The organism is Stenotrophomonas sp. STEN087, assembly GCF_056759115.1.
Genome location: NZ_JBRRCR010000071.1, coordinates 1 through 22,533, shown reverse-complemented (window position 1 = coordinate 22,533; position 22,533 = coordinate 1). Strand labels below are relative to the sequence as shown.

The 22,533-nt window shown below is 68.4% G+C and carries 25 protein-coding genes; 14 read left to right on the top strand and 11 right to left on the bottom strand.

Going from position 1 to position 22,533, the window contains the following annotated elements; translation table 11 throughout:
• Positions 1 to 122: 122 nt before the first annotated feature.
• A complete protein-coding gene (locus ACVOK1_RS16075; RefSeq protein WP_481562655.1) occupies positions 123 to 914 on the bottom strand; it encodes a dienelactone hydrolase family protein in 792 nt (263 codons plus the stop codon).
• A gap of 128 nt (positions 915 to 1,042) precedes the next feature.
• Here ACVOK1_RS16075 and ACVOK1_RS16070 point away from each other — a divergent pair, with 128 nt between their 5' ends.
• Positions 1,043 to 1,627 (top strand): SMI1/KNR4 family protein, encoded by a 585-nt coding sequence (locus tag ACVOK1_RS16070; protein ID WP_108768088.1) that lies wholly within the window; start codon positions 1,043 to 1,045, stop codon positions 1,625 to 1,627.
• Between the two features lie 75 nt (positions 1,628 to 1,702).
• Here the strand turns inward: ACVOK1_RS16070 and ACVOK1_RS16065 are convergent, their stop codons facing one another.
• From ACVOK1_RS16065 to ACVOK1_RS16050, 4 genes are all read right to left on the bottom strand, one after another.
• Positions 1,703 to 2,236: a hypothetical protein gene (locus ACVOK1_RS16065; RefSeq protein WP_481562654.1), complete on the bottom strand. Its 534-nt coding sequence runs from the start codon at positions 2,234 to 2,236 to the stop codon at positions 1,703 to 1,705.
• Positions 2,237 to 2,366: 130 nt separating this feature from the next.
• On the bottom strand, positions 2,367 to 3,776 hold the full coding sequence (murD, locus tag ACVOK1_RS16060; protein WP_481562653.1) for a UDP-N-acetylmuramoyl-L-alanine--D-glutamate ligase: 1,410 nt from the start codon (positions 3,774 to 3,776) through the stop codon (positions 2,367 to 2,369).
• Positions 3,757 to 5,109: a UDP-N-acetyl-alpha-D-muramoyl-L-alanyl-L-glutamate epimerase gene (murL, locus tag ACVOK1_RS16055; RefSeq protein WP_481562652.1), complete on the bottom strand. Its 1,353-nt coding sequence runs from the start codon at positions 5,107 to 5,109 to the stop codon at positions 3,757 to 3,759. The genes murD and murL overlap by 20 nt, the downstream gene beginning before the upstream one ends.
• Positions 5,110 to 5,198: 89 nt before the next feature.
• Positions 5,199 to 7,793: a bifunctional aspartate kinase/diaminopimelate decarboxylase gene (locus ACVOK1_RS16050; RefSeq protein WP_406232603.1), complete on the bottom strand. Its 2,595-nt coding sequence runs from the start codon at positions 7,791 to 7,793 to the stop codon at positions 5,199 to 5,201.
• Positions 7,794 to 7,868: 75 nt separating this feature from the next.
• Between ACVOK1_RS16050 and ACVOK1_RS16045 the strand changes: the two genes are divergently transcribed.
• The gene (locus tag ACVOK1_RS16045; RefSeq protein ID WP_481562651.1) at positions 7,869 to 8,744 is read left to right on the top strand and encodes a PhzF family phenazine biosynthesis protein; all 876 of its coding nucleotides are present in this window, start codon (positions 7,869 to 7,871) and stop codon (positions 8,742 to 8,744) included.
• 91 nt (positions 8,745 to 8,835) lie between these two features.
• The gene (locus ACVOK1_RS16040) at positions 8,836 to 9,714 is read left to right on the top strand and encodes a PhzF family phenazine biosynthesis protein (protein WP_481562650.1); all 879 of its coding nucleotides are present in this window, start codon (positions 8,836 to 8,838) and stop codon (positions 9,712 to 9,714) included.
• A 166-nt stretch (positions 9,715 to 9,880) separates the two neighbouring features.
• Here the strand turns inward: ACVOK1_RS16040 and ACVOK1_RS16035 are convergent, their stop codons facing one another.
• Positions 9,881 to 10,312: an OsmC family protein gene (locus ACVOK1_RS16035; protein ID WP_108768081.1), complete on the bottom strand. Its 432-nt coding sequence runs from the start codon at positions 10,310 to 10,312 to the stop codon at positions 9,881 to 9,883.
• 370 nt (positions 10,313 to 10,682) lie between these two features.
• Here ACVOK1_RS16035 and ACVOK1_RS16030 point away from each other — a divergent pair, with 370 nt between their 5' ends.
• From ACVOK1_RS16030 to ACVOK1_RS16015, 4 genes are all read left to right on the top strand, one after another.
• A complete protein-coding gene (locus ACVOK1_RS16030; RefSeq protein ID WP_108768080.1) occupies positions 10,683 to 11,081 on the top strand; it encodes an HU family DNA-binding protein in 399 nt (132 codons plus the stop codon).
• Between the two features lie 268 nt (positions 11,082 to 11,349).
• The gene (locus tag ACVOK1_RS16025) at positions 11,350 to 11,658 is read left to right on the top strand and encodes a DUF3861 family protein (protein WP_108768079.1); all 309 of its coding nucleotides are present in this window, start codon (positions 11,350 to 11,352) and stop codon (positions 11,656 to 11,658) included.
• Positions 11,659 to 11,714: 56 nt separating this feature from the next.
• Entirely contained in the window at positions 11,715 to 12,257 is a 543-nt protein-coding gene (locus ACVOK1_RS16020) for a hypothetical protein (RefSeq protein ID WP_406232610.1), read from the top strand.
• Between the two features lie 78 nt (positions 12,258 to 12,335).
• Positions 12,336 to 12,932, top strand: coding sequence for a YceB family lipoprotein (locus ACVOK1_RS16015; RefSeq protein ID WP_481562649.1), 597 nt, complete (start codon positions 12,336 to 12,338; stop codon positions 12,930 to 12,932).
• 74 nt (positions 12,933 to 13,006) lie between these two features.
• Here ACVOK1_RS16015 and ACVOK1_RS16010 read toward each other — a convergent pair whose 3' ends face one another.
• Complete coding sequence (locus ACVOK1_RS16010) at positions 13,007 to 13,549, bottom strand: type 1 glutamine amidotransferase domain-containing protein (protein WP_481562648.1); 543 nt, start codon at positions 13,547 to 13,549, stop codon at positions 13,007 to 13,009.
• Between the two features lie 173 nt (positions 13,550 to 13,722).
• Positions 13,723 to 14,190 (bottom strand): SET domain-containing protein, encoded by a 468-nt coding sequence (locus ACVOK1_RS16005; protein WP_481562647.1) that lies wholly within the window; start codon positions 14,188 to 14,190, stop codon positions 13,723 to 13,725.
• A 220-nt stretch (positions 14,191 to 14,410) separates the two neighbouring features.
• Here ACVOK1_RS16005 and ACVOK1_RS16000 point away from each other — a divergent pair, with 220 nt between their 5' ends.
• From ACVOK1_RS16000 to ACVOK1_RS15980, 5 genes are all read left to right on the top strand, one after another.
• Positions 14,411 to 14,866: an SUF system Fe-S cluster assembly regulator gene (locus ACVOK1_RS16000; RefSeq protein WP_164073266.1), complete on the top strand. Its 456-nt coding sequence runs from the start codon at positions 14,411 to 14,413 to the stop codon at positions 14,864 to 14,866.
• Positions 14,867 to 14,882: 16 nt separating this feature from the next.
• Positions 14,883 to 16,358: a Fe-S cluster assembly protein SufB gene (sufB, locus tag ACVOK1_RS15995; RefSeq protein WP_079220956.1), complete on the top strand. Its 1,476-nt coding sequence runs from the start codon at positions 14,883 to 14,885 to the stop codon at positions 16,356 to 16,358.
• Positions 16,359 to 16,432: 74 nt separating this feature from the next.
• Positions 16,433 to 17,197: a Fe-S cluster assembly ATPase SufC gene (sufC, locus tag ACVOK1_RS15990; protein WP_108764333.1), complete on the top strand. Its 765-nt coding sequence runs from the start codon at positions 16,433 to 16,435 to the stop codon at positions 17,195 to 17,197.
• Positions 17,197 to 18,459 (top strand): Fe-S cluster assembly protein SufD, encoded by a 1,263-nt coding sequence (sufD, locus tag ACVOK1_RS15985; protein ID WP_108768073.1) that lies wholly within the window; start codon positions 17,197 to 17,199, stop codon positions 18,457 to 18,459. Before sufC ends, sufD begins: the two co-directional genes overlap by 1 nt.
• Positions 18,456 to 19,712, top strand: coding sequence for a cysteine desulfurase (locus ACVOK1_RS15980; protein ID WP_481562646.1), 1,257 nt, complete (start codon positions 18,456 to 18,458; stop codon positions 19,710 to 19,712). Before sufD ends, ACVOK1_RS15980 begins: the two co-directional genes overlap by 4 nt.
• On the opposite strand, the gene ACVOK1_RS15975 is transcribed toward ACVOK1_RS15980, so the two are convergent.
• From ACVOK1_RS15975 to ACVOK1_RS15965, 3 genes are all read right to left on the bottom strand, one after another.
• Positions 19,672 to 20,388, bottom strand: coding sequence for a transposase (locus tag ACVOK1_RS15975; RefSeq protein ID WP_481562645.1), 717 nt, complete (start codon positions 20,386 to 20,388; stop codon positions 19,672 to 19,674). The two genes, ACVOK1_RS15980 and ACVOK1_RS15975, sit on opposite strands and share 41 nt — an antisense overlap.
• A gap of 123 nt (positions 20,389 to 20,511) precedes the next feature.
• Complete coding sequence (locus tag ACVOK1_RS15970) at positions 20,512 to 20,865, bottom strand: helix-turn-helix transcriptional regulator (RefSeq protein ID WP_481562644.1); 354 nt, start codon at positions 20,863 to 20,865, stop codon at positions 20,512 to 20,514.
• Between the two features lie 202 nt (positions 20,866 to 21,067).
• Positions 21,068 to 21,394, bottom strand: a complete 327-nt coding sequence (locus tag ACVOK1_RS15965; RefSeq protein ID WP_481562643.1) for a hypothetical protein — start codon at positions 21,392 to 21,394, stop codon at positions 21,068 to 21,070.
• A 153-nt stretch (positions 21,395 to 21,547) separates the two neighbouring features.
• Here ACVOK1_RS15965 and ACVOK1_RS15960 point away from each other — a divergent pair, with 153 nt between their 5' ends.
• Both ACVOK1_RS15960 and ACVOK1_RS15955 read left to right on the top strand, forming a co-directional pair.
• Positions 21,548 to 22,087: a GNAT family N-acetyltransferase gene (locus ACVOK1_RS15960; RefSeq protein ID WP_108768069.1), complete on the top strand. Its 540-nt coding sequence runs from the start codon at positions 21,548 to 21,550 to the stop codon at positions 22,085 to 22,087.
• Entirely contained in the window at positions 22,084 to 22,416 is a 333-nt protein-coding gene (locus ACVOK1_RS15955; RefSeq protein ID WP_481562642.1) for a non-heme iron oxygenase ferredoxin subunit, read from the top strand. Before ACVOK1_RS15960 ends, ACVOK1_RS15955 begins: the two co-directional genes overlap by 4 nt.
• The last annotated feature ends 117 nt before the right edge of the window (positions 22,417 to 22,533 follow it).

Here is a 22,533-nt window from a genome sequence, read left to right as displayed (position 1 = left end):
GGCCGCCCCTTGTTTGGGTGGGGGGGCCCGTGTTGTGGGTGTCATTGCATCTCGGTTGGGGGGGCGGGGGGGCGCTCCTCGCTGGGGGGCCCGCCCGCGCCCCGGCCACTACCGCTGCATGGTCAACGTTTCTCGAACCGCTCCTCGAAGAACTCATCCAGCGCCTTCCACGCGCGCTTGGCCGCCCGTTCGTTGTACTGGCAGCCCGGCGGGCTGTTGGCATCGCGCTCGGCGAAGCAGTGCACCGCGCCGCTGTAGTTGGTGAATTCCCAGTCGACCTTGGCCGCGTCCATTTCCTTCTGGAAGGTGCCGATGTCCTCAGCGGTCACACTCTTGTCGTCGGCGCCGTTGAGCACCAGCACCGAGGGATGGCTGCCACCGGCCTGTGCAGGCAGCGGCGAGCCCAGCCCGCCGTGCAGGCTGACCACACCCGCCAGCGGCGCACCGGCGCGGGCCAGTTCCAGCACCGTGGTGCCGCCGAAGCAGAAGCCCACCGCACCGATCCGGCTGGCATCCAGCGGTGCCTTGCCGGCCTGGGCCTTGAGCACGTTCACCGCTTCCAGCGCACGCGCACGCAGCAGCGGCCGGTCGTTGCGCAGCTTGGTCGCCACCGGACCCGCCTCGGCATCGGTCTTCGGCCGCACGCCCTTGCCGTACACGTCGGCCACCAGCACCACGTAGTCATCGCCGGCCAGCTGCTTGGCCTTCTCGATGGCGGACTCGTTCACGCCCTTCCAGTTGGGCACCATCACCAGGCCCGGGCGCTTGTCGTTGTCGCTGTCGTCATAGACCAGCACGCCACTGAAGGTCGTGCCCTCGTGCTTCCATTCCACCGGCTGGGTCTTCATCGCCGCCCAGACCGGCATCGCCGCCAGCCCCAGCACCATCGCCACACCACACCGCCATCGGTTCATGCGCCTGCTCCACTGAAAAGGGGACGGAGGGGATTAAGTCGCAGAACGCCCTCCCGGATCGCATTCTGCATTGGCGACGTGACGCAGGTGTGGTTGGATACGACCTGATCCCCTCCGTCCCCTTCTACATGAACCTTGTTGATCGCTTTCTGTCTGGCCTTGTCCCGCGCCTGCCGGCCGAGGACGCAGCGCAATGGGCACATGTCCAGGGCGCCAGTGCCGAAGATCTGCAGCGCCTACGCGCGCAGTGGCCGCTGGTACCCGAGAGCCTGCTGGCGTTGCTGTCGCGGGTGGATGGCACGCATTTCCGCGAATATCCCGGTGGCGAGGTCGTGGTCTACATGCTGGGTTCGGATGTCGAGGACGGCGGCTACCCCTACTACCTGCGCTCGGTCGCGCAGATCTTCGAAGACCAGCAGCAGTGGGACGACAGCATCCGGTCCATCTACGAGGAATGGCTGGACGACGAGCCGGAGATCCTTGGCGACGGCATCGACGCCGATCTGCCGATGGACCGCCGCCTGTGCTTCTCGCACTGCATGAACAACGGCGGCACCTCGATGCTCTACCTGGATTTCGACCCGGCACCGGGCGGCACCGTCGGCCAGGTGGTGCGCTACCTGCATGATCCGGACAGCTATGCAGTCATCGCGCCCAGCTTCGATGCGTACCTGCAGCAGCTGATTGATGGTGATTACGCGTTCATCGAGTAGAGCCACGCCACGCGTGGATGGGGGGTCAGAGCCCTTTCCTGCGGAAAGGGATCCGACCCCGCTGGCTTCCCGGGCTCACCCGCGCTCGATCCAATGCAACGTGCCCGGCGCGAGCGCCAGCAGATCCGCTGCATCCAACTGGCTCCGCGACCAATGACGTTCCGGCGGCGCCGGCTGCCGGGCATCCACCGCGCCATCGTAGTCGCGTACCAGCAGGCCAATGCGCGCGGCCCCGGACTGCAGCAGGGCATCGATGCGCTGCAACCACTGCCCGGCGTCGCCCAGCGCTTCATCGCGACGCAGCTGCTGATCCTGCGCATGCCGCGCCAACTGCTCGGCCAGCGCGCGGGCGATCTTCGCCTCGCTCCAGCCCTTCTTCCGCCAGCGCGCGGCATCGCCCTTCCATTCCGGCTTGGCCCGCACCGACGCCAGCGCGGTGCCGCAATCGCAGTGCGCGGCGCTCAGCCACGGCTGCCAGCCGGGCCCGACCGCGGCCTGCAGGCTCGGCGAATCCTGCGCGAACAGGTGCCGGCCGCTGCGGGTGAAGATCGCGGCGGCTTCAGCGTGGGCAATCGAGGTCGGCAGGAACAGGGTGATGAAGGTGCACATCGGGCGTCTCGAATCCGTCCGGGAATGCGCCGATGGTAACGCTCACCTGCAGTAGAGCCACGCCATGCGTGGATCCGGTGCCCGGGTTGCCGGCCAGCGGCCGGCACTACCGTGGATCGAGGCCGACCCCTTACCCGATGCCCAGGCCTGGAATCGCGCTGATGCTGTCCGGCTCGAACCCGGCCAGCTCGGCGAAATGGCGGCCGCGGGCCACGTAATCGCGGTAGGCACCGAAACTCGGCGCGCCCGGCGACAGCAGCACCACCCCGCCCTGCGTACCCAGCGCCGCGCGTGCCAGCGCCATCGCCTCGGACAGGTCGCCGGCCGCGTGCAGGCCGAAGCGGCCGGCATCGGCCAGCGGCTGCAGCATCGCGTGGATGCGCGGGCCGTTGCTGCCCATCGTCACGATCTCCACCGGCGGCACGTCGTGCGCCATGTGCTGCATGAAATCGGTCCAGTCCAGGCCACGGTCGTGCCCGCCCACCAGCAGCGCGACGCGCTGGCCGGCGAAGCATTCCAGCGCGGCCAGGCTGGCGTGCGGCGTAGTGCTGATCGAATCGTTGACGTAGGTCAGGCCATCGGCCGCGCCGATGCGCTGCAGGCGGTTGGGCAGCGGACGGAAATCCTGCACCGCCGGCGCCAATGCCACGGCATCCAGGCCCAGCGCTTCCAGCGCCGCCAGCACGGCGCACAGGTTGCCGCGGTTGTGGCGGCCCGGCAGCGGCGTGTTGCGGGTATCGAATACGGGCTGTTCGCCACGGTGCACGATATCGCCGCGCATGTGCCAGCCCTGCGGCTGGTTGAACCAGACTACTTCGCTGTCCGGCAACGAGAGCGCGGCCAGGTGCGGATCGGCGGCGTTGAGCACGGCGATGCGCGGCGCGGCCTCGGTCACCAGCCGCAGCTTGTCCTCGATGTAGCGCTGCTCGCTGCCGTGCCAGTCCAGGTGTTCGGGGAACAGGTTCAGCACCACCGCCACCTGCGGGCGGGCGCCACTGCGCGCCACTTCGCCGGTCTGGTAGCTGGACAGCTCCACCGTCCAGTAGTCGGGCGCGGGCTGCGGGTCCAGCACTTCCAGCAGCGGCAGGCCGATGTTGCCGACCAGCCCGGTGCGGTGGCCGGCGGCGCGCAGCAGGTGCGCCACCAGCGCGGTGGTGGTGCTCTTGCCCTTGGTGCCGGTCACGCACACGGTGTCGTGCACGATGCCATCTTCAGCCGCGTGCTCGGCAAACCACAGGGCGGTGCCGCCGATGAAGGCGGTGCCCTGCCCTGCCGCCGCCAGCGCGATCGGCTGGTAGGGGCTGATGCCGGGCGATTTGATGACCACGTCGAACGCGGCCAGCGCCTCGGCAGTGGGCTCGCCACGCACGTCCAGCTGACCCTGCGCTTCGGTACGCGCCGCCTCGGCCTCGGCGGCCGGGCAGAACAGGCTCAGGGCCAGCGCGGGCAGACGCGCGCGCAGCACGGCAAACGCCGCGCGGCCCTCACGCCCCCAGCCCCACAGCGCAACGCGCTTTCCTTCAAGCTGTGAAATCTTCACGCACACGTTCCCACAGCGCGGCCGGAATGCGGTGCTCGCCCTGCAGCTGCAGCAGCGGCGCCAGTTCCAGTTCAGCGGCACCCAGCTGCGGCTGGATCTCGTTGCAGAAGCGCTTCACCAGCACGTCTTCCTTCCATTCCGGGCGCTGCGCCAGCGTGGCCATCGCCGCACGCGATTCGCGGCCTTCGCCCACGCACTCGAACGGCTTGTGGTCCTGGAATTCCAGCAGCGCATCGAAGCCACCGGCCTGGCCGGCGTCGTCCAGCAGGTTGCGACCGAAGATGCGCACCAGGCGGGTCTTGGGCATGAACGGGGCCAGCGCCAGGAACACGAAGTGGCACTTCGGGCAGACGCCGCACCAGCGGTTCACCGGGCGCTCGCCAAGGATGTGGAAGTTGCGGTTGCAGCTGGAGAAATGCGCGTCGTAGAAATCGCTCTTGGCGAACTGGCGGGCCACCGCCAGCTCCGACATCGGGCGCAGCAGCGAGTAGTACTGCAGATCGGCGGCCACCTGCTTCTGCACGTGGTTGCCGAAGGCCTGCTCGAACGCCCAGCCCTTGGACCACTGGTGGTTCACTTCGCCGGTGCCTGGAATCTGGCTGCCGTAGCTGGCCGAACGCTCGTTGGAGAACACCACCTGGTCCACGCCCTGCAGCAGCGCGGCCAGCACCATGATCGCCGAGTTCACCGCAGTGACCGGGATATGCCCGTTCCACGCGCCCTGGCGGTTCAGCTCGAACAGCTCCGGCGCCAGCGCGCGGCCCAGGTTCAGGGTCGGCAGGCCGGTGCGCTCGGCACAGGCGCGGATCAGCTGCGAACCACCGATCCAGGTCACCGTCTCGTCCACGCCGGCACGGCGCAGCGCTTCGATGCTGACCAGCGAATCCTTGCCGCCGCCGATGGCCACCAGCGCATGCGGCTGCAGGCCCAGCACCGGCGCCTGCACCGCGTCGCCCCGCACCGGCAGGCGGAAACGCCCGCGCAGGTTCAGGCCGTTGCGGTAGGCGAATTCGCCCAGGCCGTTGAGGTAGACCGTTTCCACCAGCGCTGCGGTCTCGGCATCGATGGCATAGCTGTCGATGCTGACCGTTTCCGGCACGCCCGCCTTGTAGTAGCTGACACCGGCGATCAGGTGCAGCAGCTGCAGCGCGCGCTGCACCGCGGCCGCACGCGCCTCGTCCAGCACGAACGGAGCGCCGGGCACGGTGATGGTTTCCACCATCTCCGGGCCGTCGTCGAAGGCGTAGACCAGCTTGGCCACGCCGGTATCCGCGGCGAATTCGCAGCGGACGAAGCGGAAGCGGGAAACCTGGTGTTTATCGAAAGCAGTCATGGTGAATCCAGTTCAAGCGCGGTCAGGCACGCCCCGCGCGAAGGCGCAGGACGTGTCGGTGGGCGGGTGCAGGGCGCGGAGGGCGGCGATCACTCGATCACGTCTTCGCGCGGCATCGCCCGCTGGTTGTAGGTGTTGGCCATCACATAGCCGTAGGCACCGGCGTCGGCGATCAGCATCACGTCGTCCGGCGCGGTCGACACCGGCAGCTTGCGGCGCTTGCCGAACACATCGCTGGACTCGCAGATCGGGCCGACCACATCGAACGCCGCTTCGGCGTAGCCGCCCTGGCGGCTGAGGTTTTCGATGTCGTGCCAGGCGTCGTACAGAGCTGGGCGCATCAGCGTGTTCATGCCGGCATCCAGGCCGACGCGGCGCACGCCGTCCTTTTCCACCACCTGCGTGGCATGGGTCAGCAGCACGCCCGATTCGGCCACCAGGTAGCGGCCCGGCTCGATCGCCAGGCGGAATGCCGGGTGCAGCGCCTTGACCTCGGCCAGGCCCTCGGCCCAGGCGTCCAGGTCGAACGGCTCGTCTTCCTCGCTGTACGGAATCGGCAGGCCACCACCGATGTCGATGGTCTGCACGCTGCCGATGCGGCGGGCGAAACCGGCCAGCTCATCGCACATCAGGCGCCAGTGCTGCGCGGTTTCCACGCCGCTGCCCAGGTGCGCATGCAGGCCGACCACGCGGGTGCCCAGATCGGTGGCGGTGCGCACGAACTCGTCCACGCGCGCCATCGGCAGGCCGAACTTGGAATCCTTGCCGCCGGTGCGGACCTTGGCATGGTGGCCTTCGCCACGGCCCAGGTCCACGCGCAGCCAGATTTCGCGGTTGCGGAACAGGTCCGGCCAGCGCTGCAGCGCTTCCAGGTTGTCCACGGTGACGGTGACGCCGAGCGCGAAGCCGGCTTCGTACTCTTCGCGTGGGCAGAAGCTGGGGGTGAACAGCACGCGCTTGGGCGACAGTTCCGGCAGGTGCTGGAACACGTGCTTCAGCTCGCCGTGCGACACGCATTCCAGGCCGAAGCCTTCGGCTTCCAGCAGCTGCAGGATGGCCGGGTGGCTGTTGGCCTTGATCGCGTAGTAACGCTGGTCGATCGGCTTGATCGCGGCCAGCGCACGGGCGCGGGCACGTACGGTCGGCAGGTGGTAGACGTAGCGCGGCGTGCCGGCGTCGGCCAGCTGCAGCAGGTGCGCACGCTGGCCACGCCACCACGGCGTGCCGCGCGGGCGCACGGTGCCGGCGATCTCGCGCCAGCGCGGGCCGAATACTTCGGTCTCTTCCACCGGCATCGCACCGCTGTCGATCAGCTCGGCATGCAGGATCGGCAGCAGGCCATCGGCATCGGCTTCATCGATGACGAAGGTCAGGTTCAGGTCGTTGGACGACTGCGAGATCATGTGCACGCGCTCGCGGCCGAAGGTGGCCCACACGTCCGACAGCTTGTGCAGCAGCGAACGCATGCCACGGCCGACCAGGGTGATGGCCGCGCACGGCACGATCACCTTGACCTTGCAGATCTGCGACAGGTCAGCCGACAGCGCGGCCAGCACATCGGTGTTGACCAGATTCTCGGACGGATCCAGCGACACGGTGACGTTGGTTTCGGCCGAACCGATCAGGTCCACCGAAAGGCCATGCTTCTTGAACAGGCCGAACACATCGGCCAGGAAGCCGACCTGCTGCCACATGCCGATGCCTTCCATCGACACCAGCACGATGCCGTTGCGGCGGCTGATGGCCTTGACGCCCGGCACCGGTGCGGCGCTGCCGTCGATGCTGGTGCCCGGCAGTTCCGGGCGCTCGGTATCGAGGATGGCCATCGGCACGCCGGCATCGCGGCACGGCTTGATCGAGCGCGGGTGCAGCACCTTGGCACCGGTGGTGGCGATTTCCTGCGCTTCGTAATAGTCCAGGCGGGTCAGCAGGCGCGCGTCCGGCACGTCCTTGGGGTTGGCGCTGAACATGCCCGGCACGTCGGTCCAGATTTCCACGCGGCTGGCGCCGAGCAGCGCACCGAAGTACGCCGCCGAGGTATCCGAGCCGCCGCGGCCGAGGATGGCGGTGCCGCCGTCGGCGTGGCGGGAAATGAAGCCCTGGGTGATCAGCAGGCGGGTGGGCTGCGCGCGGAAGCGCTGCATCCAGTCCGCGTCGGCGCGCCACTGGCAGTTCACCGACAGGCGCTGCGACCACTCGCTCTGGTTCGGCTGCGGCGGCATCGCGTCCAGCCACTGGCGGGCGTCCATCCAGCCCATGTCCAGGCCCGAGGCATGCAGGTAGGCCGCGCCCAGGGTCGAGGACAGCAGTTCGCCCTGGCCCAGCACTTCGGCCTGCCATTCCAGCGGGCGGGTGGTTGCGCGCGGGTCATCCAGCAGGCCCTGCAGGGCGGCCAGGCGTTCGCCCAGCACCTCGCGGCCCAGGCCGAGCTCGACCAGGAAACCCTCATGGCGCTCGACCAGGGCGGCCACGCGGTCGCGGCTGTCCGGCGCGCCATCGGCAATAGCGGTCAGTTCGTTGGTGACCCCGGACAGCGCCGAGACCACCACCAGCACGCGCGAGCCGGTCTCTTCCGCGCGTTTTTTCGCCAGCTTCCCGATCGTGTCCCAGCGGTGGCGACGCGACACCGAGGTGCCGCCGAACTTCAGTACGATCCAACGATCGACAAGGGGGGAAGCTGACATGGATAGGCTATGTGTAATGTGGGGGAGCCGCCCGAGGGGGCGGAACCTTCGATTCTAAGCCCAATGGACCCGCCGATGGCCGCCTTCCGCTACCTGCAGCTTGATGTCTTCGCCCACCAGCCCGGCAGCGGCAACCCGCTGGGCGTGGTGCTGGGCGCCGACGGGCTGTCCGCCGGGCGCATGCAGGCGCTGGCGGCGTGGCTGAACCTGTCCGAGACGGTGTTCTTCCTGCAGCCCAGCGCCGCCGGTGCCGACTACCACATCCGTATCTTCACCCCGGGCAGCGAGCTGCCGTTCGCCGGCCACCCCAGTGTCGGCGCGGCCTGGGCGGCGGTCACCTGCGGCCTGGCCACGCCGGGGGACGGCGGCGCCCTGGTCCAGCAATGCGCCGCCGGCCTGCTGCCGGTGCGGGTGAGCGGCCCGGCCGACGCGCCGACCATCGAACTGGCCAGCCCGCCGGCGCGCCACCTGCCCACCGCCCCTGGTCAGGTACCGGAACCGCTGCTGGCGCTGGCCGCCGACGGCCATGCCCCCGAGCTGTGGGACAACGGCCCGCGCTGGTGGCTGCTGCCGCTGCGCGATGCCGCCGCCGTGCGCGGCCTGGCCCCGGACATGGCCGCCCTGCGCGACTGGACCAATGCCACCGGCGCGACCGGCGTGGCGGCGTTCGCCGATGAACCCGCCGCGGGGCACAGCCGCGTGGTGCGCGCGTTCTGCCCGGGCGATGCAGTGAACGTGCCCGAAGACCCGGTGACCGGCAGCGCCAACGCGCTGATCGGCGCCTGGCTGCGCGAACGTGGCGCCCTGCCCGGCGGCGCGGGTGCCTACGTGGCCAGCCAGGGCCGCGAAGTCGGCCGCGACGGCCATGTCCATGTGCGTGTCGATGCCGAAGGCACGGTGTGGATCGGCGGCCAGGTGCAGCCGGTGATCGACGGCCAGATCCGCTGGTAGCGCCGGGCCATGCCCGGCGGCCTTGCCGCGCTGCGCGCTCGCGGGGCATGGCCCCGCGCTACCATTTCCTCATTTCCTGGAGTTTTCCCTGATGTCCGCACGCCGTTTCCTGCAACTGGATGTGTTCTCGCCGCGCGCCGGCGCCGGCAATCCGCTGGCCGTGGTGCTCGATGCCGAGGGCCTGGACGACACTGCCATGCAGGCCATTGCGCGCTGGACCCGGCTGCCGGAAACCACCTTCGTGTTCGCGCCGCAGACCGCTGGCAGCAGCTACCGGCTGCGCATGTTCAGCCCGCAGAAGGAGGTCCCCTTCGCCGGCCATCCCAGCGTCGGCACCGCCCACGCCGTGCTGCAGGCCGGCCTGGCCGCGCCGGTGGAGGGCGTGCTGGTGCAGGACGGCATCGCCGGGCTGCTGCCGCTGCAGGTGATCGGCGAAGGCGCCGCACAGCGCATCGCCATCCGCACGCCGCGCGCGCAGCTGGCCGAAACCGCGCAGGCCGATGATCCGCGCCTGCAGGCCGCGTTGCAGGGCTGGCCGCTGGGTGAGCTGCCGCCGGCACGCATGCAGGGCGGCCGCAGCTGGTGGGTGGTGCAGGTGGCCGACGAGGCCGCGCTGCGTGCGCTGCAGCCGGACTGGGACGCGGTCGCCGCGCTGGCCGAATCCACCGACAGCATGGGCGTGTTCGCCTATGCGTTCAGCGATGGCAGCGAAGGTTTCGACCTGGCCGTGCGCGCCTTCGTCGGCAACGGGCGGCGCTTCGAGGATGCCGCCTCGGGTGCGGCCAATGCCGTGCTGGCCGCGTGGCTGGACCTGCGTGGCGTGCTGCCGCGCGGCCGCGAACCGTATGAAGTCAGCCAGGGACGCGAGGTCGGCCACGATGCACGGCTGACCCTGCGCGTGGATGAGGACGGCGAGGTGTGGTCCGGCGGACAGGTGCAGACGGTGATCAGCGGCACCATTGACTGGTAGAGCCGAAGGCAGCGGCAGGAGCCGCTGCCAACGTCGCTAGCGACGGCCCGGAGGGTGGCGGCCAGGAAGGCCGCCATAACGCTGGCCGGCTGCTACCTGGACCTCGACATCATGCGATTGCCGGCCAGCGGCCGGCACTACCGTGGCTATCCCGGCCCGCGATTTCTCAGCCCAGCTCGGCTTCCAGGCTGATCGGCACGGCGCTCAGTGCCTTGGACACCGGGCAGTTCTGCTTGGCGTCATCGGCGATCGCGCGGAACTGCGCGGCGTCGATGCCCGGCACCACGGCCTTCACTTTCAGCCGGATCTGCGACAGCTGCGGGCCACCTTCCATCGACAGATCGACCTTGGCTTCGGTATCCAGCGAGGTCGGTGTAAACCCGGCGTCACCCAGTTTGGCCGACAGCGCCATGGTGAAGCAGCCGGCGTGCGCGGCGGCGATCAGCTCCTCCGGGTTGGTGCCTTTCTCGTCGCCAAAGCGGCTGTTGAAGCCGTAGCGGGTCTTGTCCAGCAGGCCGCTCTGCGGCGTGTTCAACTGGCCCTTGCCCGACTTCAGGTCCCCTTCCCAGTGCGCGGTGGCGTGTCGCGAGATTCCCATGTGCTGCTCCTGCGTGGCGGTGATGAACGGCCACCCTCGCACGGCGCGCGTTAGCCCTGCGTCGCCCCGCCGCAGGCAATACGGATGTCCCGGGTCAGCCCGCTGGACACTTCCTCGCCAGCGCGAAACGAATTTCTCCCTTGTTTTCAGCGGTTTCGCGCAGTCCCTGCTGTCCGCGCCGCGTATTGCGCAGTGCAGCGCAGGCCCCGTTTTCCTGCATCCGGACATGTACTCAATCGGCCTGGATATGAAAAAACATGCACTTTCCGCGCTCCGGGCTATTGGCGGCGCTCGAGAGTTGCCCTACATTGCGCTTGCCGACGGGGTTCGGCGCCGACCACACAACCAACCGTTCACGGAACAGGAAACCATGGCAAAGACCGCTAAGAAGGCTGCCCCGAAAAAGGCAGTGAAGAAAGTCGCGACGAAGGCTGCCGCCAAGCCGGCCGCTCCGAAGCCGATCAAGGAAGTGCTGACCAAGTCGGGCCTGGTTGCACACATCGCTGAAGCGTCCGGCGTTGTCGCCAAGGACGTGCGCGCGGTGCTGGCCTCGCTTGAAACCGCCGTTGCTTCCTCGGTGCACAAGAAGGGCGCTGGCTCCTTCACCCTGCCGGGCCTGCTGAAGATCTCCACCGTCAGCGTGCCGGCCAAGCCGAAGCGCAAGGGCATCAACCCGTTCACCAAGGAAGAGCAGTGGTTCGCTGCCAAGCCGGCCACCACCAAGCTGAAGGTGCGCCCGCTGAAGAAGCTGAAGGACGCCGCGCTCTAAGCGCGCGCCCAACGGCATCTTTCGACGGGACGGCGCAGGCCGTCCCGTTTTTGTTTGCGCCGGCGCCACGACCCCGCGCAAACCGCAACACAGCGTTTCCGCGCCCGCACCGTCCCCGCCGACAGCCGCACCAGCATTGGCTGTGGCCCGGTTTTTCCGTGTCGGAAACGGACCGGGTGGAACACTGCGTGCAGCCCCGGCCGTCGCCGCCGGTCGCGGCCTTGCCTATGGTGGGCACATCCCTCCAGACCCAGGCGAGCACACCCTCATGGCCAGCCCCTCCACCCGCTACCGGATCTCGGTGACCCCGATCGAAAAGGACGGGCACCAGTGCACCGGGCGCTGCACCATCGAACTGGAACATCGCGCCAGCCGCGACCTGATGCGCCTGCTGGAAAGCGCCCCGCGCACGGCCGGCCTCAGCGGTGACGAGCGCGCCACCCTGGTGGTCGCCACCCAGCTGCTGCGCGATATCGTGCAGCGCCACGCCGACACCGACGGCCACGCGTTGGCCGCCGTGGCGGCGCAGGTGCTGCCGGCACTGGACGCACTGGAACAGCTGCCCACGTCGCGCTGATCCGGACGCTGCCGATACACTGCCCTCCTCCAGGTCGCCTCGGGGAGGAGGCAGACATGCGCAGTGCCCTGTTGTTGATGATGACGGTGACCCTGCTGGGCTGTTCCAGGCAGACGCCATCCGATGATGCCGCCGCCGTGCCGCCGCCCGCCGAAGCGCCAGCGGCCGAAGCAGGCCGTCCCGCTGTCTCACCCGACGCAGCCACCGTCGCATCGCCGGCCATCGATCCGTTGTATGGCGCGGTCGCCGCGGATGGTGAAACACCTTCCCGGCTGCTCAACCGCTATGTGCTGGACCTGCTCAACCGCAACAAGGCCGGCATCGATGCAGCCTGGGCCATCGCCCCGCCCGACGCGCGGCGTGCCGACGATGCAGCACTGCGCCTGCTGCCGGACGTGCGCAACCTGCGCCTGGACAGCGACCCCGCCGTGCCCCGCGATCAGCAGCAGCCGCCGCGCCTGCTGGAGGTGCCGGTACGCATCCGCGCCTCCACCGGCGAGGGCGTGTTCCGCTACCACGGCTGGTACCGCGTGCAGCCCCGCGCCGATGGCCAGGGCTGGCAGATCCAGGCGGCGCAGCTGCAACCAACGCTGGACTGAACCGTTGCAGCGGCATGCACGCAGGATTCAGCGTGCAAAGCTACTCTGTAGCCCTCATTCATCGCCCCGGTCACCGCCATGCGCCTGCGTTCCCTGATGACCCGCCTTGCCGCGTCCACCGTGCTGATCGCCGCCGCGATCGGTGCGCAGGCGGCCCCCTCGATTTCCGGGCGCGAACTGGCGGTTGGCGCCAGCGACGTGCAGCAGTACCTGGATGGCAGTTTTCCGCGCACCCAGGATGCGCTGGGCGGGCTGATCGCGCTGACCATGAGCCACCCGCAACTGAGCCTGCCGGCTGGCGAACGCCTCGACCTCGGCATGGACCTGGCACTGGCCACCGCCGGTGGCCCCCCGACCAATCTGGGCAAGGTGAAGCTCAGCAGCGGCCTGCGCTACGACGCGCAGACCCAGGGCTTCCACCTGCAGGACCCGACCGTGGATGACTTCACCCCGGCCAGCCAGGGCGGTCGCCTCGACTCGCGTACGCGTGGCCTGCTCAACGCCGCGCTGAGCGATTACGCCCGCCGCGAACCGATCTACAAGCTGGACCCGGCCGTGGCCGGCGTGCTGGGCGCGCTGCAGGTGCAGTCGGCGCAGGTCAAGAACGGCAAGCTGGTGGTCACCTTCAACCAGAACCTGGGCAACCTGGTGCCGGCCGGCCTCCTCGGCAAATAAGGGTAGTGCAGGCCGCTGGCCGGCAGCCCGGTCATTGCATCTGCCGGCCAGCGGCCGGCACTACCAGCAACGGATCACGCAGCCAGCGCCTTGACCACGGCCTCGCTGAAAGCCGGAATGTCATCCGGCTTGCGGCTGGTGATCAGGTTGCCGTCCACCACCACCTCGGCATCGCGCCAACGCGCGCCAGCATTGGCCAGATCCTGCTGCAGCGACGGCCACGAGGTCACCTCGCGCCCGTTGGCCAGCCCGCTGTTGATCAGCAGCCACGGACCATGACAGATCGCGGCCACCGGCTTGCCGGCATCGGCCATGCTGCGGATGAAGCCCAGCGCCGCTTCATCAGTGCGCAGGGTGTCGGGATTGATGACCCCGCCGGGCAGCACCAGGGCATCGAAGCGCCCGGCATCGGCTTCGGCCAGCGCCAGGTCCACCGCCACCACGCCGCCCCAGTCCTTGTCCTTCCAGCCCTTGATGCTGGCCTCCTGCGCAGGGGAGACCACGGTGACGATCGCGCCCTGCGCTTCCAGCAGGCGCTTGGGTTCGATCAGTTCGGACTGTTCAAAGCCGTGGGTCGCGAGGATGGCGACCTGCTTGCCGGCAATACGCTGTGCCATGTCGTGTGCTCCAGGAAGGGAGCACACAGGGTCGGCGAACGGCCATTGCACGGCGGTGACCCGGTCGTGCACGGCAGGTGGAGAGGCCCCTGGTAGCGCCGGGCCATGCCCGGCGTCTGGTTCCGTCCGCGCTTCGCGCTCGCCGGGCACGGCCCGGCGCTACCAAACACCGGTCAGCGCTTGGGCTGCAGCATCGTGCCGGTGCACATGGGCGAACCGCAGCGGCACTCCCAGATCTTCTTCAGCTTGGCGGTGTGGCGCTCGGCCAGCACGATGCCGTAGTTGTAGGTCAGCTCCTCGCCGGCGGTGATGTCGCGAAGCGCTTCGATGAAGACCTTGTCGCCACGGCTGTCGCCGTCCTCGTCTTCCTCGATCACCGCCTCGCAGTTCGGGTCGCAGCTGTGGTTGATCCAGCGTGCGTCGTTGCCCTTGTAGTTGGCGTCGATCACCCAGTCATCGTTGAGGGTGAACAGGAAGGTATGGCCACTTTCCACGTCGCCGCTGTCGTCGGCATCGACGTCGCCGTGGCTGCGCAGCAGGCCCTTGTACTGGATCACGCGCTCGCCCTGCTTGATCGGGGCCACGGCGAACACGCCGTTGCCATGGATGGCGGACTTGCGGGCTTGGATCTTCTTGGGCATCGGCAAGGGTGGGTCTGCAGCGAAAGGAACCCCGATTCTCACTCATTCCGGGTGATTGCGAAAACAACCCGCATGCCGCAGCATTACGCCCCGGTGGCCCCCGGTGTCCTGTTCCCGGCCGGCCGACGACCGCCCCCAGCGCCGCCTGAATGGCCGGGTTGGATGCTGGCGAAGAAAAGCGTACAATTTCAGTCCGCTTTAAGAACCACTCGCATCCCCCATGTTGCGCGTCACCAAACTCACCGATTACGCCACCGTCGTGCTGACCGTACTCGCCGCCCGCCCGGGTGAAGTGCTGAGTGCGACCGAGCTGGCCGAATTCACCGGTCTGGAACCGCCCACCGTCAGCAAGGTGCTCAAGCCGCTGGCCCAGGCCGGCCTGGTTGAAGGCCTGCGCGGTGTCCGCGGCGGCTACCGGCTGACCCGCCCGTCCGTCGAGATCTCGCTGTTCGAGGTGGTCGAAGCGATGGAAGGGCCGCTGGCCCTGACCGAATGCAGCCACGACCACCACCAGTGCAACATGGCGCCCAAATGCGGTGCGCGCAGCAGCTGGCGGCTGATCAACGACGTGGTTTCCGAGGCCCTGCGCGATGTCACCCTCGCCCAGATCCTGCCCCCCCTTCCCCTTGTCGATGACGAACAGCGCCGCACCATCGCTGTCGACGTCGTCTCCTGATCCGTAGGCAGCCCCCATGGCCACCGAAACCATCGAAACCGTCGCCCACGACGACACCCCCAACCGCGAGATCCATGAGCAGCTCGGTCGCAAGTATTCGGCCGGCTTCATCACGGAGATCGAATCGGACTCCCTGCCGCCGGGCCTGGACGAGGACACCATCCGTGCCCTGTCGGCCAAGAAGGAGGAGCCGGAATGGATGACGCAATGGCGCCTGGACGCCTACCGCCACTTCCTGACCATGCCGATGCCGAACTGGGCCAAGCTGCAGATCGCCCCGATCGACCTGCAGGCGCTCAGCTACTACTCCGCGCCGAAGGGTCCGAAGTACGCCTCGCTGGATGACGTGCCGAAGGAACTGCTGGACACCTACGACAAGCTGGGCGTGCCGCTGCACGAGCGCGCCAAGCTGGCCGGCGTGGCGGTGGACGCCGTGTTCGACTCGGTATCCGTCGGTACCACCTTCCGCAAGGAACTGGCCGAGAAGGGCATCATCTTCTGCTCGATGTCCGAGGCCATCAAGGAACACCCGGAGCTGGTGCGCCAGTACCTGGGCACCGTGGTGCCGGTGGGCGACAACTACTTCGCCGCGCTCAACTCGGCGGTGTTCTCCGATGGCAGCTTCGTGTTCATTCCCAAGGGCGTACGTTGCCCGATGGAACTGAGCACCTACTTCCGCATCAACGCCGGCCACACCGGCCAGTTCGAGCGCACACTCATCGTGTGCGAGGACAAGGCCTACGTCTCCTACCTGGAAGGCTGCACCGCGCCGATGCGCGATGAGAACCAGCTGCACGCCGCGGTGGTCGAGCTGGTCGCGCTGGAAGATGCGGAGATCAAGTACTCCACCGTGCAGAACTGGTACCCGGGCGACGAGAACGGCGTCGGCGGCATCTACAACTTCGTCACCAAGCGTGCCGAATGCCGTGGTGCGCGCAGCAAGGTCACCTGGACCCAGGTCGAGACCGGTTCGGCGATCACCTGGAAGTACCCGTCCTGCGTGCTGCTGGGCGACGATTCGGTGGGCGAGTTCCACTCGGTGGCGCTGACCCACCACCGCCAGCAGGCCGACACCGGCACCAAGATGATCCACGTCGGCAAGCGCACCAAGAGCAAGATCGTCAGCAAGGGCATCAGCGCCGGCCGCGGCCAGAACACCTACCGCGGCCTGGTCAAGGTCGACCGCAATGCCGATGGCGCGCGCAACTACACCCAGTGCGATTCGCTGCTGATCGGCAAGCAGTGCGGTGCGCACACCTTCCCCTACATCGAGGTGAAGAACCCGGGCGCCACCGTCGAGCACGAGGCCACCACCTCGAAGATCTCCGACGACCAGCTGTTCTACTGCCGCGCCCGTGGCATCAGCCAGGAAGACGCGGTGTCGATGATCGTCGACGGCTTCTGCAAGCAGGTGTTCCGCGAACTGCCGATGGAATTCGCAGTGGAAGCCAAGAAGCTGCTGGAAGTCTCGCTGGAAGGTTCAGTGGGCTGACCGCCCGCCCCTGCCCCTCGCAAACGCATTCTCTTTATCGGCGGGCCGCGGCCCGCCCCACGGAAATCCCCACCATGCTGAAGATCGAAAACCTCCACGCCCGCATCGGCGACAAGGAAATCCTCAAGGGCCTGTCGCTGGAAGTGAAGCCCGGCCAGGTGCACGCCATCATGGGCCCCAACGGCGCCGGCAAGTCCACCCTGGGCAATGTCCTGGCCGGCCGTGACGGCTATGAAGTGACCGAAGGCAGCGTGCAGTTCGAAGGCAGCGACCTGCTCGACCAGGACCCGGAAGCGCGCGCCGCCGCCGGCCTGTTCCTGGCCTTCCAGTACCCGGTGGAAATCCCGGGCGTGAACAACACCTACTTCCTGCGCGCGGCCCTGAATGCCCAGCGCAAGGCGCGCGGCCAGGACGAACTGGATTCCATGCAGTTCCTGAAGCTGGTGCGGCAGAAGCTGGCCGTGCTGCACCTGAAGGACGAACTGCTGCACCGTGGCGTCAACGAAGGCTTTTCCGGTGGCGAGAAGAAGCGCAACGAGATCTTCCAGCTGGCCGTGCTCGAGCCGAAGCTGGCGATCCTCGACGAAACCGATTCGGGCCTGGACATCGACGCGCTGAAGAGCGTTGCCGACGGCGTCAACGCACTGCGCGCGGCCGACCGTTCGTTCCTGGTCATCACCCACTACCAGCGCCTGCTGGACTACATCAAGCCGGACGTGGTGCACGTGCTGGCCGATGGCCGCATCGTCAAGACCGGTGGCCCGGAACTGGCGCTGGAGCTGGAAGCGCACGGCTACGATTTCCTCAAGGATCGCGTGGTGCGCGAGGCGGCGGTCTGATGAGCGCCCTGCTCGACTCGATGGCCCAGGCCTTCTGCGGCAGCGATGCGCGCCGCGAAGTGCTCGACACGGTGCTGCGCGATGGCCTGCCGGCCGCCCGCAGCGAAGCCTGGAAGTACACCTCGCTGCGCCAGCTGGAGCGTCGTGCCTTCGCCGCCGCGCCGCTGTCGCCGCCGGTGCTGGATGCGGCCGTGCTGGAAGACATCCCCGCGCCGCGCCTGGTGTTCGTCAACGGCCGCCTCAGCGACGCGCTCAGCGACACCCACGGCCTGCCGGCCGGCGTGCAGCTGGAACCGCTGTCCTCGGCGCTGGCCGCCGGTGAGGATGCCGCGCGTTTCCTCGGCCGCCGCTACGAGCGCAGCGACGAGGTGTTCGCCCGCCTGAATGCCGCGCTGGCCGATGAAGGCGTGGTGCTGCGCGTGGACGAAGGCGTGCAGGTCGAGGTGCCGCTGCAGCTGGTGTTCGCCAGCGTGGCCGGCGAGACCGACCTGGCCTGGCACCACCGCCACCTGATCGAACTGCGTGCCGGCGCCAGCCTCGGCGTGGTCGAGCACCGCTTCAGCGTGGGCGACTCGGCGCACCTGGACAACACCGTGCTGCATGCCCACGTCGCCCGCGATGCCGTGCTCAAGCACGCCCGCGTGCAGGCCGGCAGCGCACGCCAGACCAGCTTCCTGCGTACCGATGCGGTGCTGGCACGCGATGCCCAGTACCACCGCGTCGACCTGGAACTGGGTGCCGCACTCAGCCGCCACGAACTGAACGTGCGCCTGGAAGGTGACAACGCCCAGCTGACCGCCAACGGCGTGCTGCTCGGCAATGGCCGCCGCCACGTCGATACCCGCCTGGGCATCGACCACATCGCCCGCGATACCAGCAGCGAGCTGCTGTGGCGCGGCGTGGCGGCCAACCGCAGCCGCGTGGTGTTCCATGGTGGCATCCAGATCCGCGAAGGCGCCGACGGCACCGACGCCAACCTGTCCAACAAGAACCTGCTGCTGTCGGCCGACGCCGAGATCGACACCCAGCCGGTGCTGGTGATCGACGCCGACGAAGTGAAGGCCGCCCACGGTGCCACCGTCGGCCAGCTCGATGCCAATGCGCTGTTCTACCTGCGTTCGCGCGGCCTGCCGCAGCCGCAGGCACAGGCACTGCTGAGCGCCGCGTTCTGCCACGAGCCGCTGAAGGTGCTGCCCGAAGCCCTGCGCGAGCAGCTGGCGCGCCGCCTGGACAAGGCCCTGGCCGAGGCAGGTGTGGCATGAACCTGTCCACGCCGCGCCCGATCGAAACCCCTGCCGGCACGCCGGACTGGGACCGCGTCCGCCTCGACTTCCCGCTGTTGATGCGCGAAGTGCACGGCAAGCCGCTGGTGTATTTCGACAACGCCAACACCGGCCAGAAGCCGGTGCAGGTGATCGGCGCGGTGGACGAGTTCTACCGCCGCTACAACGCCAACGTCAGCCGTGCCGTGCACGCGCTGGGCACCGAGGCCACCGACGCCTACGAGGGCGCGCGCAACAAGCTTGCGCGCTTCCTCAACGTGCGCAGCAACGAGCTGGTGCTGTGCAGCGGCACCACCTTCGCCATCAATCTGGTGGCGTACTCGTGGGCGCTGCCGCGGCTGAAGGCCGGTGATGTCATCCTGGTCTCGCGCATGGAGCACCATGCCAACATCGTGCCGTGGCAGCTGGTTGCCCAGCGCACCGGCGCGACCATCCGCGTTGCCGAGATCACCCCCGATGGCGCGCTGGACCTTGACGCGCTGCGCAAGGCGATGACTCCCGAGGTCAAGCTGCTGGCCGTGGCCCACGTCTCCAACGTGCTGGGCACGGTCAACCCCGTGCGCGAGATCTGCCGTGAAGCGCGCAAGCGCGGCATCGTCACCGTCGTCGATGGTTCGCAGGCCGTGCCGCACCGCAAGGTCGACGTGGCTGCGATCGGCTGCGACTTCTACGCCATCACCGGCCACAAGATGTGCGGCCCGACCGGCACCGGCGTGCTGTGGGCACGCCGCGAGCATCTCGACGCGATGCCGCCGTTCCTCGGCGGTGGCGAGATGATCAAGGAAGTCAGCTTCGACGGCACCGTGTTCAACGACGCCCCGCACAAGTTCGAAGCCGGCACCCCGAACATCGCCGGCTTCATCGGCCTGGGCGTGGCCGTGGATTATCTGCAGGGCCTGGGCCTGGAGCACGTGGAAGCGCGCGAGGCCGACCTACTGGCGCACTTCACTGAAGAACTGCGCAAGGTCGATGGCCTGCGCATCCTCGGCGAAGCGCCTGAGAAGGCCGCCGTGGTGTCCTTCCTGATCGACGGCGCGCACGCCCACGACCTGGCCACCCTGCTCGACCTGGAAGGCGTGGCCGTGCGTTCGGGCCAGCACTGCGCGCACCCGCTGCTGCAGTACTACGGCGTCGCCGCCACCTGCCGTGCCTCGCTGGCGTTCTACAACACGCACGCCGAGATCGAACGCTTCATGACCGCACTGACCAAGGTGCGGAAGCTGCTGGGCTGAGGCCACGCAGCGGGGCAAGTCGGGGGCAGATCCCTTTCGCACCGCGAAAGGGCTCTGACCCCGACAGCGTCCCCGCGAACCGCCGCTGCGACTGCACGGCCTTTCGTATCGATGCGAGATCCTGCGCAGGAATACCCTGCTCGATGAACTCCGCATAGCGCCTGCGCCGCTCATGCCCATCGGTGGCAATCAGCTCGAACGCCGGATGCGGCACGAGCAGTGCGTTCGCCCTGCCCTGCGCATTCGCGCGATAGCTTGACCAGCGATAGTCCTCGGCATGCGCCACCATTCCCGCCCGTACCGGGTTGAGCTCGATGTAGCGCTGGCAGGCAAGCAGATAGCGATCGGAATCCACCAACGTGGAATGGAAGCGTCCTTCCCACAGGGTTCCCGTGCGCTGCTGCCGTGCGTTCACACGCTGAACGTAGGCACGGTTCACCGCCTGCATCATTCCTGACAAGCCACCGGGCGCATCCGGTGTCACCAGCAGGTGGAAATGATTGCCCATCAGCACATAGGCGTGGATCCGGCAGTGATGTTCGATGGCCGCGTCGCGAAGCAGGCCCAGATAGAGCGCAGGATCAGTGCTGCTGAAGAAGACTGCCTGGCGGTTGTTGCCACGTTGGACGACGTGCTGCGGGTAGCCGGGTGCATCGATACGACGCGGCCGTGGCATGGGCATCTCCGGAAGCCAAAGGGTCAGAGCCCTTTGCTGCGCAAAGGGATCTGACCCCAGCATCTGCGAGCGCCGCGCGCGCGACAGTCGGGCTACTGCCTGACGCGGGGTAGGTAGATGGGGTCAGAGCCCTTTCGCACCGCGAAAGGGATCTGACCCCGACTCCGGCCCCGCGCCTTCCCCGCGCTGCCACGCGCGCGGGGTACAGCCCATCTGCGTGCGGAACGCCTTGCTGAAATGACTCAGGCTGGAGAAGCCCACCGCCAGCGCGGTATCAGTGACGCTGTGTCCGCCGTGCAGCATCCGGCCTGCGGCCTGCAGCCGCACTTCGCGCAGGTGCCCATGCACCGACGTCCCCACCAGCGCGCGGAAACCCGCCTGCAGGCGCTTCTCGCCCAGCCCGACCTCGCGCGCCAGCCGTTCCAGCGGCCACTCCTCGCCGAAGCGCGCATCCAGCAGCGCGCGCGCCTGCAGCACCCGTTGCCGCTCGCGCGCGGTAACAAGGGCCGGCTGTCCGAGCCCGGCAAGCTGCGCTGCTGGAAGCCGCCCTGCAGGGCCAGCAACGGTCGCCCGCCGGCACGCTCAAGGCCTTCCAAACGCGGTGCTGCGCCGGTTCTTCCTCAACGGCCTGAAATCCGAGGCCGAGGCGATGGCCGCACTTGCCTGAACCCAACCGGGGTCAGATCCCTTTCGCACCGCGAAAGGGCTCTGACCCCATCACGTGCAGAACCCGGCCGCGCGCAATCGTCTTTCCCTCCCACAGCTCGACATCCGCTCCCACACTGGCCACGGCAAGCGCCTCCTCCGGGCACAGAAACGCAACGGGTAGTTCGTAGCTCTCCCCAAGCACGGCGCGTCCTTCCTGCAGCAGCAGGCGGCAATCAAATGCACGGTCCGCCACGAACAGCGGGCAGGCGTATACCTGCCCCACGATGTCACCCCGCCTCCCACCCTCGGCGCTCGACAGGAAGCGAACAGAGACAACAGCGTCGAATCGCATGGTCATGCCCTCAAGATCCTCCCTGGATCCACGTTCCCATAGTGCCGCCGTTTTCGCAGGGATGGGGTCAGAGCCCTTTCGCGCTGCGAAAGGGATCCGACCCCGTCCCATTACCCCGCACCATTTTGCGGGCGCCCCCGCCCCACCTAGAATGGCGGCATGAGCACCCTGACTTTCCGTGCCGCCACGTCGGCCGACATCCCCGCCCTGATCACCCTGGTCACCTCGGCCTACCGTGGCGACGCCAGCCGCGCCGGCTGGACCACCGAGGCCGACCTGCTGGACGGCGCCCGCATCGATGCCGAGGGCATCCAGGGCGACCTGGACCGCCCGCGCTCGACCATCCTGCTGGCTGAACGCGAGGGCCGCCTGGTGGCCTGCGCCCACGTCGCCGATGTCGACGGCAAGGGCTATTTCGGCATGTTCTCGGTCGACCCGGCGCAGCAGGGCGGTGGCGTCGGCAAGCAGCTGATGGACGCGGCCGAAGCCCATGCCGCGCGCGAGTGGAACGTGCCGGTCATGCAGATGACGGTGATCGACGTGCGCGACGAACTGATCGCTTTCTACGAGCGCCGCGGCTACCAGCGCACCGGCATCAAGAAGCCGTTCCCCTACGGCGACGAACGCTTCGGCATTCCCAAGCGCGACGACCTGCGCTTTGAAATCCTGGAAAAGCCGCTGGCCGGGGCTTCGGCATGAGCGACACCTGGACCTTCGTCTGCGCCGGCGCCGAGCTGTTGCCGGGCGAAATGAAGAGCGTGTTCGATGAATTGACCGGCACGCCGATCGTGGTGTTCAACCTCGACGGCGAGCTGTATGCGCTGGAAGACCAGTGCACGCACGAAGAGTTCGAGCTGTCCTCGGGCGAGTTCAACACCGCCGAAGGCAGCATCGAGTGCGTGCTGCACGGCGCGCGCTTCGACGTGCGTGATGGCCGCGCCCTGTGCGCCCCGGCCTATACCGCGGTGCCCAAGTTCCCGACCAAGCGCGAGCACGACGCGATCTGGACCCGCGACGACCGCGAGTGATCCGAGCGGGGGCGCGCCCGCGGCGGCCCGCCGGGGGCGGCCGCGGGGCGGCGGGGGGGGGCGGGGGGGGGGGGGGGGGGGGGGGGGGGGGGGGGGCGGCGGGGGGGGGGGGGGGGG